The organism is Nocardioides salsibiostraticola (assembly GCF_054783655.1).
This window is the reverse complement of sequence record NZ_BAAGQD010000026.1, coordinates 645974-657193: the sequence shown is the minus strand read 5'-3', so window position 1 is coordinate 657193 and position 11220 is coordinate 645974. Positions and strand designations below refer to the sequence as shown.

Below are 11220 nucleotides of genomic sequence, written 5' to 3'. Positions count from 1 at the left end.
GGGGTCCGGGTGGTTCTCCTCTGCGGCGTGGGTGACGATGATGCTGGGTCCCACCGTGGCCCCGGCCGGCAGATCGATCCCGCCGATGGTCGCGGGCTTCATCAGGGTCCGCACCACCATCGGGATGATCGGGTGAAGGCGCATAGATTCCTTGAACACCGCCTCGAGCCAGTCATCGTCACCGTCGGCGGCGGCCTGAACCGTGCGGGCGTGCAGTTCGGGATGCCGACCGAGTTCGTAGAGGGCCCAGGCCAGCGCCGCGGCGGTGGTCTCATGGCCGGCCAGCAGCAGGGTGATGAGCTGATCGCGCAACTCGGTGTCGTTCAGGGTGTCCGCGTCGGTCCCGCCGACGCCGTCCTCGGTGCCGACCCGGATCAGTCGCGACAACACGTCGGTGCGCTCGGCGAGGTCCGGAGCCGTACGACGCTCGCGGATCTCGGCGTAGATGAGTTGGTCGAGTTCGTACTGGTTGTCGATGGTCCGCTTCCACGGACCGAACCTCTGCAGCTTGGGGTAGCTCCAGCCGAACAGGACCACGGGGCTGATGTCGACCGTGGCGGTGACCCGCGGCCGCATCGCGGCCAGCCGCTTCTCATCGGTCACTCCGAAGACGACCCGCAGGATCACCTCGAGGGTCAGCCGGTTCATCCGATCGAGGGCCTCGAAGTCCTCGCCGTCACGCCAGGTGGTGACCTCGTCGCGAGCCAGGTCGGTGACCAGGGTGCGGTACTCCTTGAGCGCCTGCCCGTTGAAGGCGGGCATCAAGAGTTTGCGGGCCCGCTTGTGCTCCACGGAGTCCTGGATGAGCAGCGAGTGCTGGCCCATGATCGGGCTGAGGATGGCGTTGCCCTTGCCTGCGTAGAAGATCTCGGGGTCGGCGGCGAAGATCTCTTTGGTGTGCTCGGGTCGGGTGAAGAACACCAGCGGGCGACCCCCGGGCATCAACCGAATACTGAAGGTGTCGCCGTACTTCTTGGCCAGGTAGGGGTGGAACCAGTGTCGGAAGCGGATCAGCGCCACGCTCTGCACGAATACCGGCCACTTCGGTCCGGGCGGTAGCCCCTCGCTGCTCACCGGGCCCAGTCCATCGTTCTCGAGGAATCGCATGTCCTCGAAGCGTGCTCGGGTCAGGGCATGAACGTCGTCCAGAGTGGTGGCCACGCGGCCATACTACGAGTACGTCAACGCGGCTGCTACCCCGTCTTACCCCGTGCTACCCCACCGCCATCCGCGCGGACACCACCGTGAAGACCGGGGTCGCTTTGAGCTTCAGATCCGCGCACGACGCGCGCCGGGGTTCACCCGGTGCGGCCACCACCTCGACGACCCAGTCGTCCTCGTCGGCCCGGACGGTCACGATCGTCGTATCGGGGGTCGTGTCGGGGCTGTACTGCTTCGTGGATCCGGTCGCCCGCACGAGGCGATAGCCGAACTCGGTGCGCAGATGCGTCTCGGCGTACTGCACCTCCGCCGGGCGACCGGCGTGCCCGCGGGTCAGGAGCCCCGGGACGAGGCCCGCGATCACCTCCTCACACGCCTTGATCGCCGAGGCCGGGTCGAGCCGACCCAAGGTGAGTCCGCTGGGCAGCGCCAACAGGGTGGCCGCGAACCGGTGTCCACCCAGGTGGCTGGTCTCCCAGGTCGCCTCGGGCCAGCGGTCCGCGAGGGCGGCGGCGACCGGGCGTCCCTGCTCGGCACAACAGATGTCCCGCTTGCCGTTGGTGCAGACGAACCAGAGCGGCTCGTCGTACGCCGTCAGATCGGTGGGGTTCAGGTCGATCAGGTCCCGCGCATCATCGAGCACCGCGGTCGTGACCCTCGAGGCACCGGCGTTGCCGTTGTCCAGGCTGGCGGCGAACACGCGGATCGGCGCCCCCACGGACCGTTCGTCGCGACCGTGTCGGCGGATCAGCTGAACCCGTTCGCTACGACCGGCCAGGTGGGCGCGAACCTCCTCGGGGAGCCGTGACTCGGCGACGGCCTTGGCCCCCCAGGACCCGGCGTACTCGACGAACAACCACTCGGGGTCCGTCGGCGCGGTTCCGGCCAGCGCCTCGCCGTCGGCGACGCTGGACGGGGCGCAGCGGAAGGGGCTGTGCACGTCGGGCGTGGCGGGCTCGTCGGGCTCATCGGAGGGGTGGGTCACGGCCCTATTCGATCAGACGCGGGCTTCTGGCGGTCAGCCAGACACTCGCTCCGAGGTGGTAGCCGATGTAGCCGAGGGAGGCGACCACCAGGAGCGTCGGAGGATCGGGCAACAGCGCCACGATCACGACGTAGGCGACCACCCAGAGCCCCGAGAGGATCAGCGTCAGACCCTGGAGCGACTCCGTGCGGCTGGGGTAGATGTAGTGGATCGGCACGAACACCCCGATGGCGCAGACCGCCAGCACGACGGTCACCGCCGCCGGACCCAGGTCGAGGGCGACGACGTAGAACACGACCACGTTCCAGTAGCTGGGGAAGCCGAGGAAGAAGTGCTCCCCGCCGACGGTGGGTTTGGCGTCGGTCCGACAGAACTGGACGCACGAGGCCAGCATCGGCACGGAGGCGATGACCCCGCCCCACGTCCCGTCGGGGAGGTACCCGTTGGCCCACAGGAGGGTCATGGGGGCCAGCACGTAGGTCATGTAGTCGACGATGTTGTCCAGCAGTGCCCCGTCGAACTCGGGCATCACCTCCTTGACCCGGAAGCGTCGGGCGAGGGTCCCGTCGGTGCCGTCGACGAACATGGCGGCCAACAACACCCAGAGGAACGCCTCGATCCGCCCCTGGTAGGCCAGGTGCACCAGCACCAGCGCCAGCACACTCCCCGATGCGGTGTAGGCGTGGATCGCGCCGGCGGTGACGCGCTCGGCGGTGGTGGCTGTCGGGGAGGTCACGCCCGCATCCTTGCAGCCTTCAGAGGACCGGACGGCCCTCGATCCACGTCTGGGTGACCAGGGGTACGCCGGGGCGGTAGGCCAGGTGGGCGTGTGTGGGGGCGTCCAGGACGACGAGATCGGCCCGGTGACCGGGCACGAGACGACCGATGTCCTCCCGCTCGAGGGCGGCGGCACCGGTGGCCGTGGCGGCGTACACCGCCTCGGCGGGGGTCATCCCCATCTCGCGGACCGCGAGGGCGATGCAGAACGGGACGCTGCTGGTGAAACAGGACCCGGGGTTGCAGTCCGAGGCCAGGGCGACGGTGACCCCGGCGTCGAGGAGGGACCGGGCGTTCGGGTACGGCTGCCGGGTCGAGAACTCCACCCCGGGCAACAGGGTGGCGATGGTGTTGCTCTCGCGCAGGGCGTCGACGTCGGCCGGTCGCAGGTGGGTGCAGTGGTCGACCGCGGCGAGGCCGAGTTCGGCGGCCAGCCGGACCCCGGGACCGAAGGTCAGCTGGTTGGCGTGCAGGCGGGGTCGCAGCCCGGCCGCCCGGCCCGCGGTCAGGATCGTGCGCGCCTGGTCGGCGTCGAAGGCGCCCTCCTCGCAGAAGGCGTCGATCCACTTCGCGTGAGGGGCACAGGCCTCGAGCATGGGGCCGGTGACGAGATCGACGTACTCACCCGGGTCGGTGCCGGCGGGCACCACGTGGGCGCCGAGGTAGGTCGTCTCCTCGGTGAACTGCCGGGCGATCGCGAGGCTGCGTGCCTCGTCGTGGACGCTCAGGCCGTAGCCGCTCTTGATCTCCACCGTCGTGGTGCCCTGGGCCCGCATCTCCCGCACGAGGTGGGCGACGTTCGCGCTGAGTTGCTCGTCGGTGGCGGCGCGGGTCGCAGCGACGGTGGTGCGGATCCCGCCGGCGGCGTACTGCTCCCCCGCCATCCGGGCGGTGAACTCCTGGGCCCGGTGCCCGGCGAAGACGAGGTGGGAGTGGGAGTCGACGAAGCCGGGGAGCACCGTGCGTCCCCCGAGGTCGAGGCGTACGTCGGCCTCGGGCGCCCGGTCGGCGGGTCCGACCCAGGCGACCTTGCCGCCCTCGATGACCAGCGCGGCGTTCTCGACGACGCCCAGCAGATCGGGGGCCTCGGGGTCGTTGGTGACCAGCTCGGCGATGTTGGTCAGCAGCGTGGTCATCGGGGTGCTCATGGGGCCGTTCATCTCAGCATCCTCGCGATCGCTTCGTGGAGTTCGCGACCGACCTCGGCCGCGTCGTGGTGGCGGTGGACCACCCGCCCGTCGACGACGACGTGGGTGACGTCGGCGGCGGAGGCGGCGAAGACGGCCGTGTGCTCGTCGGCGCCGGTGCCGGCGGTTCGTGGGCTGTGGAGATCCAGGGTCACCAGGTCGGCGCGGTGGCCGACCGCAATGGCGCCGACGTCGGGGAAGCCGAGGCTGGCGTGCCCGGTGACCGTGGCGGCGGTCAGGAGGTCCGGGGCCGTCCAGTTCCCGCGCACCCCGGAGGCGAGGCGCTCGTCGTACTCCACGGCCCGCATCTCTTCGAACAGGTCGATGACGGCATGGCTGTCCGACCCCAGGGTGAGTCGGGCGCCGGCCTCTCGCAGGCGGGTGCTGGGTCCGATGCCGTCGGCGAGGTCGCGCTCGGTGGTCGGGCAGAACGAGACGTGGCTGGAGGCCTGTCCCAGGAGCGCGATGTCGTCCTCGGTGAGGTGGGTGGCGTGCACGGCGGTGAAGGCGTCGGTCAGGACACCGGCGTCGGCGAGGAGTTGGGTCGGGGTGCGGCCGGTGGCCACGAGGCAGGCCTGGTTCTCGGCGGGTTGCTCGCTGAGGTGGGCGTGCACGATGCCGTTGGTGGGGATCCACTCCTGGACAGGCACCGCTCGGACCGAGTGGATGGCCGCACCCACCACGACCTGAGGGTCGTTAGCGGTAGGGGTGCTATGCCGAAGTTCGGCGACCCGCGCCCGCCAGGTGTCCAGGTCGCCGTCGCAGTAGCGGCGTTGCACACCTTCGACCGGGCGACCGAAGCCGCTGGCGAGATAGCACGTGTCGAGCAGGCTGATCCGGAGCCCGGCATCGCGAGCGGCCGCGATCAGGGCATGCCCCATGGCGTTCGGGTCGTCGTACGGCGTCCCGTCGAGTTGGTGGTGGAGGTAGTGGAACTCCCCCACCGTGGTGATTCCAGCCGCCACCATCTCGCGGTAGGTCGCCCGCGCCAGGGCGTAGTAACTGTCGGGGTCGAGCCGCTCCGCGACGGCGTACATCTGCTCCCGCCACGTCCAGAACGATCCCGTCCCCCTCTGGGTCCGCCCCCTCAGCCCCCGGTGGAACGCGTGGCTGTGGGTGTTCGCCAGCCCCGGGAGCGTCAGGCCGGCCAGGGGAGTTTCACCGGCCGGCCGGTGAAACTCACGCTTGGACGATGAAACTTTCTCGTCCAAGCGTGAGTTTTCTCGTCCAACCTGCACCGAAGTGAACCGACCGTCCATGATCTCCACTCGTACGCCGTCCCGCACGGCTCCGTCCACCCACGCCTTCTCGAGCAGGTACGCCGCCCGCTCACCGCTCATCGGAGCACCCGTTCGAGGGTGTCGGCCAGGGCGGTGACGCCGGTGAGGCAGTCCGCCATCTCCGCGGTTTCGGCCGGTGAGTGCGAGACCCCCGTGGGGTTGCGGACGAACAGCATCGACGTCGGCACCCCCGCCGCCGACAGCACACCGGCGTCATGGCCGGCCTGCGTGGCGATGATCGGCCAGTCTCCGCCCCCCTGTCCCCCGATGGAATGGTCGGCGGCGATGCGTGCGGCCAAGTCGGGGGCGAAGCCCACCTCCCCGGACACCGATTCGGCCGTGACGACGACGTGGGTCCCGTCGCGGCCCGCCCGCTGGACGGCCTGACGTTCGATCCCGGCCACCAGGTCGGCCAACAGTGGCTCGGAGGCGGCGCGGGCGTCGAGCCAGGCGGTCACCCGGGAGGCCACGGCGTTGGTGGAGTTGGGGCTGACGTCCAAGCGCCCGAAGGTGGCTCGGGCGTCGGCCAGCCGAGCCTGTTTGGCGGCCGCCAAGGCCGTCATCGCATAGGTCAGCATCGGATCGGCCCGGTCTTCCATCCGGGTCGAGCCGGCGTGATTGGCCTCCCCCGTGACGTCGAACCGGTAGCGCCCGTGCGGCCAGATGCCCGACGCCACCCCGATCGCCGCCTCCCGGTGGATCAGGTCCCGGCCCTGCTCGACGTGCAGCTCCACGAAACAGTCCAGCCCGCTGAGGTCCCACCGCAGGTCGGCCTCAGCCCCGGGGCCTTCCTGCACCGCATCGGCCAGCGCATCGGCGAACCAGACCCCGTCCCGGTCACGCAACTGTTGCGCCTGCGCCCAGGTCGTGGCGCCGGTCGCCAACCGCGATCCCAGGCACGCCAACCCGAACCGTGACCCCTCCTCCTCCACGAAGACCGCCACGCCGAGCGGCCGCGTCGGCACGAATCCCCGCCCACGCAACTCGTCGATCGCCGCCAGTGAGGAGACGACGCCGAGCGGGCCGTCGTACGCGCCACCGTCGAGCACCGAGTCCAGATGCGATCCCGTCAGCACCCCCCGCGCCGATAGTCCCTGACGTTTGTGCGACGACACGCCGTCCGAGATCGCACAAACGTCAGGGACTACCCCGGCGGAGGAAGGAGGGTCCCACCACGCCACCACGTTCCCGATGAGGTCCCGCTCGAGCCGCAGACCCCGAGCTGCGGCCTGTTCGGTGAACCACATCCGAGCCTCGGTCTCGGCGGCCAGGAAGGGCTGGCGGAAGTACCCGCCCGATGCGGCCGAGCGCCCCACGGGTAGCAGGTCGGCCCACATGCGTTCGAAGTCGTCAGCCACGTGCCACCTCCGGATGGGGGTTGTCATACTCGCCGACATGGAGTTCCAGGACGTCGTACGCCGCCGCCGGATGGTCAGAACCTACGCCGACCGTCCGGTCGACACCTCGATCATCGACCGGGCGCTGGAGAACGCCACCCATGCACCCAGTGCGGGGTTCAGCCAGGGGTGGGCGTTCCTGCGCCTCGACACCCCCGAGTCGGTGGGCCGTTTCTGGGCCGCCTCGGTCGAGGATCCCGCGCGCGCAGGGAAGTGGCTCGACGGGTTGATGAAGGCCCCGGTGGTGATCGTGCCGTGCAGTAGCAAGGCGGCGTACCTGGACCGGTACGCCGAGGCCGACAAGGGCTGGACCGACCGCGACGAGTCGCGCTGGGCGATGCCGTTCTGGCACATGGACGCCGCGATGGCCAGCCTGCTGATCCTGCAGACCATCACCGACGCCGGTCTGGGCGGCTGCTTCTTCGGGGTATTCAAGGCCCGAGAGGCCCAGGTGCGCGAGGCGTTGGGCATCCCCGAGGAGTTCGACCCGATCGGCGTGATCACCATCGGGCACCGGGTGGTTCTGGACACCGGCGCCGCGGGCTCGCCCGCCGTCCGCACCCGAACGCCGTGGACCGACGTCGTCCACACCGGGGTGTGGGGCGGCACTGCGACCGGGGACTCGACTTCTCACTGACCCAGCGTCGCGTCCCGGACCCCGCGAGGACATCCACCCACAGCCGATAGTGTCTCGGATTTCAGACCTGCGGTGGCTCCTCGCCTCACGGTCGAAATAGTTGCCGGGAAACGACAAGAACGCGAGGAATTCTCCCGGCCTTCCGGCGTAGGTTGCAGCCCATGCACGAGACGTACGCCGATGCCGTCGCCGCGCTCCAGGCGCTGGTCCGCATCCCCACCGTCAGCCACCGCGACCCCTCGCTCGTGGACACCGCCGCGTTCGACGAGCTGCTCGCCGAGATGGAGCGACGCTTCCCGCTGATCCACGCCCGGCTGCCCCTGACCCGAATCGACACCCACGGGCTGCTCTTCCACTGGGGCGGGGTCTCAGATGCCCGGCCGGTCGTGCTGATGGCGCACCTGGACGTCGTACCGGTCGAGGGCGAGTGGCAGCACCCCGCCTTCGGCGGCGACATCGTCGAGAGCGCGGAGGGGGACGCGATCTGGGGGCGCGGCACCCTCGACGACAAGGGCTGCGTGGTCGGGATCTGTGCGGCCGTCGAAGCCCTGCTGGCTGAGGGCTTCACCCCCACTCAGGACATCTGGCTCTCCTTCGGCTGCAACGAGGAGGTCTCCGGCACCAGCGCCACCCTCGCCGTCGAGGAGTTGCGCCGCCGCGGGGTCGAGCCATGGTTCGTGCTCGACGAGGGCGGCGCGATCGCCAGTGAGGCGTTCCCCGGGGTGGCCGCCCCGATCGGCGTGATCGGCCTGACCGAGAAGGGCGTGACCTCTCTCGAACTACGGGTCGAGGGACGCGGCGGACACGCCTCGACACCGGCGAAGATGGGGCCGACGGTCCGCGTCGCTCGGGCCATCACACGTCTCGACTCCTCGCCGATGAACGCACGTCTGCCCGCGCCCACCATCGAACTGATGCGCCGGGTCGGCGCCCACGCCCCCCTCCCCCTCCGCGCGGCACTCGCCGGGGTGTCACGGGCCAAGCCGCTGCTGACCCGCACCCTGTTGGCCGCAGGCCCCGAGACGGCCGCGATGACCCGGACGACCTTTGCGATCACGACCCTGTCCGGCGCCCCCGCGCTCAACGTGATCGCCGCGACGGCGAAGGCCGGCGTCAACATCCGGATCATGGTGGGCGACACCGTGGCCGACGTCCTCGGCCACGTCCGCACCGTCATCAACGACGACCAGATCGAGATCGACATCGTCGAGCAGAACGAGCCCAGTCCGGTCTCCCCGATGGACGAGGCGTTCGAGCTGCTCGAGGCCACGATCACCGAGCTCTTCCCTGACGCGGTGCCCTCGCCGTACGTGATGATGGCCGCCACCGATTCCCGCTTCTTCACCGCGATCTGCGAGCGCGTCTACCGGTTCGCGCCGTTCCGGATGACCAAGGCCCAGCGTCAGTCCATTCACTCCTACGACGAACACCTCGGTGTCGAGGCGTTCCTCGACGGCATCCGGTGGTACCGCCGACTCATCGAGAGGCTTCCCGCATGAGCACCCCACGCAACACGCCCGGCACCCAGCAGACCGGCCGGACAGGGAGTGCCGTCACCCCGGCGCAGGGTCTGGCCGCGATCGTCGGCTTCCTCGTCGCGGTCGAGGTCGCCAGCGGGGTGCTGCAGGGGTACTACACGCCGATCTATCCCCAGATCGCCGACCACCTGAGCATCCCCGAGGGGGACATCAACTGGTTCGAGGCGGCGCAACTGATCGTCTCGGCGCTCTGCATCCCGCTCCTGGCGCGGATGGGCGACCTGATCGGGCACAAGAAGGTGCTGCTCATCGCCACCGGCGTGACGGCCCTTGGTTCCTGGATCACCGTCGTCGCCCCGTCGTTCACGACCTTCCTCATCGGCTGGGCGTTGCAGGGCGCGGCGATCATCTGGTTGCCGCTGGAGATCGCGATCATCCACCGTCGTACCCGCGACTCCGGCCGCCAGCAGCTGCTCACCCGGCGTGGTGCCGCGGTGCTGGTCGGCGCCCTCGAGATCTCGGTGATCATCGGCGCGCTGAGCAGCGGCCTGCTCGTCGAGAAGCTCGACATGAATCTCATCCTCGCCGGTCCCGCGATTGTCGTCTCTGCGGTGTTCTTCCTGATCTGGGCGGGCATCGAGGACGTGCCCGGGGAGTCCTCGGGCGGCATCGACTGGGGCGGCCTCGGGCTGATCACGCTGGCCCTGGGACTGGTGATGGCCGGGCTGGTGTTCATCCGCCTCGACGGAGCCGGGAGTGTTCGTGCGTGGGGCCTGGTGGCGCTCGGTCTGCTCACGCTGGTGCCGTTCGTCCGCTACGAACGCGCCCACCCCGAACCCATCGTCGACGTCGACCTGCTGGCCAGCCCCGGACAGTGGCCGATCCAACTGACCGCCTTCCTGTTCGGCATCCCGGTGCTGGGTGGGCAGATCCCCCTGTCCACCTTCGCCCAGGCGGATCCGGCGGTGCGCGGGTACGGCCTCGGCGCCGACTCGGCCTTCGTCTCGACCCTGATCGGCGTCTACGTCATCACCCTCGCGATCGGGGCCTTCACCCTGCCGCTGACGACGCGATGGTTCGGCGTACGCCGCACTCTCATGCTGGCCTGCCTGTTGGTCGCGCTCGGCTACGCCCTGTGGTTGCCCTTCCACGACAACACCGGTCAGGCCCTGATGAACATGGCGATTGCCGGACTCGGCTCGGGCGCCCTGGTCGCCTCGCTCCCGGCGGCCGCCGCTGCTGCCGCACCACCCGAGCGCACCGGTATCGCCACCGGGATGACCAACGGCACCAAGGTGATCGGCGGTGCCTTCGCCTCCTCGATCTTCGCCATCGCCCTGGCCTCGACCGGCTCGATCGACAAGCTGGGTGAGGCCGCACCCGAGGCTCCCCTGTCGGGCTACCTGACGGTGTGGGCGGTGTGCTCGATCGCGGCGCTGCTGGCCGCGCTCGCCCTGCTGGCCGCCCCCAAGCACGCCTTCTCCGATCAGCCTGAGTCGGCGGTGAGTTAGGGGCCTTTCGACCATCCAAATGACCTCCTGCTCACCGCCACCCCCATCCAGCCCCCACCTAAACTGGCTGCAGCGAGGTGATGACATTGGTGCAGGGAAGCACGGACGACAATAGGCGGCGGCCCACCGACAAGTCGCAGGCCGCGGACGAAACGGAGCGGCGCAAGCGCAGCGGTCAGAGCGGCGCAAGCGCAGCGGTCAGAGCGCCGCTGCCGCCCGAATCACCCACCAGCAGTCCTGGGTCGACCAGCAGATCCGGGTGGCCATGGCTCGGGGCGACTTCGACAACCTCCCGGGCGCCGGCAAGCCGATCAAGGATCTCGATGGCGCCTATGACCCCGACTGGTGGCTGAAGAAGCTCGTCGAGCGCGAGCAGATCAGCGTCCTGCCGCCGTCGCTGCAACTGCGCAAGGACGATGCGGAGCTCGACGCACGACTCGACGCCTTCTCGACCGAGGGCGACGTACGACGTGAGGTGGAGGAGTTCAACGCCCGGGTCATGAAGGCCCGCTACGACCCCACCCCCAGGCCGCCGCTGATCACGCTCCCCCGTGACACCGACGCACAGATCCAGGCGTGGCGCACACGGCGCGCCGCGCGCAGGGCCGCTCAGGCGGTGCGCGTCGAAGAGTCACGGCCGAGTTTGCAGAACCCCAGGAAACGTTGGTGGCAGCGCTCCTCGCGTTAACACCGACCGGACTTCAGACCCGCGCCGACCCCACCGCGCCGCTGTGACACCTTCCTTGCATCTGTGTGTGTGCAGTGTCACAGTGTGGGCGTTCATCGCAACATCGAGCGCGTCCGGGA

At 69.7% G+C, this 11220-nt stretch carries 9 protein-coding genes and 1 pseudogene; 4 read left to right on the top strand and 6 right to left on the bottom strand.

The genetic code is table 11. The features are described 5' to 3' along the window. From ACYVLV_RS17470 to ACYVLV_RS17445, 6 genes and pseudogenes are all read right to left on the bottom strand, one after another. A pseudogene (locus ACYVLV_RS17470) lies at positions 1–1107 on the bottom strand (cytochrome P450); the annotation flags it as partial. A gap of 106 nt (positions 1108–1213) precedes the next feature. Continuing rightward, entirely contained in the window at positions 1214–2146 is a 933-nt protein-coding gene (locus ACYVLV_RS17465) for a sucrase ferredoxin (RefSeq protein ID WP_460812026.1), read from the bottom strand. Positions 2147–2150: 4 nt separating this feature from the next. Further along, the gene (locus ACYVLV_RS17460) at positions 2151–2882 is read right to left on the bottom strand and encodes a CDP-alcohol phosphatidyltransferase family protein (protein ID WP_460812024.1); all 732 of its coding nucleotides are present in this window, start codon (positions 2880–2882) and stop codon (positions 2151–2153) included. A 19-nt stretch (positions 2883–2901) separates the two neighbouring features. Further along, positions 2902–4059, bottom strand: coding sequence for an imidazolonepropionase (gene hutI / locus ACYVLV_RS17455; RefSeq protein WP_460812247.1), 1158 nt, complete (start codon positions 4057–4059; stop codon positions 2902–2904). A gap of 20 nt (positions 4060–4079) precedes the next feature. Further along, on the bottom strand, positions 4080–5450 hold the full coding sequence (locus ACYVLV_RS17450; RefSeq protein WP_460812022.1) for a formimidoylglutamate deiminase: 1371 nt from the start codon (positions 5448–5450) through the stop codon (positions 4080–4082). Continuing rightward, positions 5447–6748, bottom strand: coding sequence for an allantoate amidohydrolase (locus ACYVLV_RS17445; protein ID WP_460812020.1), 1302 nt, complete (start codon positions 6746–6748; stop codon positions 5447–5449). Before ACYVLV_RS17445 ends, ACYVLV_RS17450 begins: the two co-directional genes overlap by 4 nt. Before the next feature lie 37 nt (positions 6749–6785). Here ACYVLV_RS17445 and ACYVLV_RS17440 point away from each other — a divergent pair, with 37 nt between their 5' ends. The 4 genes from ACYVLV_RS17440 (at position 6786) to ACYVLV_RS17425 (ending at position 11101) form a co-directional block, all read left to right on the top strand. After that, on the top strand, positions 6786–7424 hold the full coding sequence (locus ACYVLV_RS17440) for a nitroreductase family protein (protein WP_460812018.1): 639 nt from the start codon (positions 6786–6788) through the stop codon (positions 7422–7424). 161 nt (positions 7425–7585) lie between these two features. Beyond that, positions 7586–8923 carry a M20/M25/M40 family metallo-hydrolase gene (locus ACYVLV_RS17435; protein WP_460812016.1) on the top strand — a complete coding sequence of 446 codons (1338 nt, stop codon included), beginning with the start codon at positions 7586–7588 and terminating at the stop codon, positions 8921–8923. Further along, the gene (locus ACYVLV_RS17430) at positions 8920–10413 is read left to right on the top strand and encodes an MFS transporter (protein WP_460812014.1); all 1494 of its coding nucleotides are present in this window, start codon (positions 8920–8922) and stop codon (positions 10411–10413) included. Before ACYVLV_RS17435 ends, ACYVLV_RS17430 begins: the two co-directional genes overlap by 4 nt. 220 nt (positions 10414–10633) lie before the next feature. Beyond that, entirely contained in the window at positions 10634–11101 is a 468-nt protein-coding gene (locus ACYVLV_RS17425; RefSeq protein WP_460812245.1) for a DnaJ family domain-containing protein, read from the top strand. Positions 11102–11220: the final 119 nt, after the last annotated feature.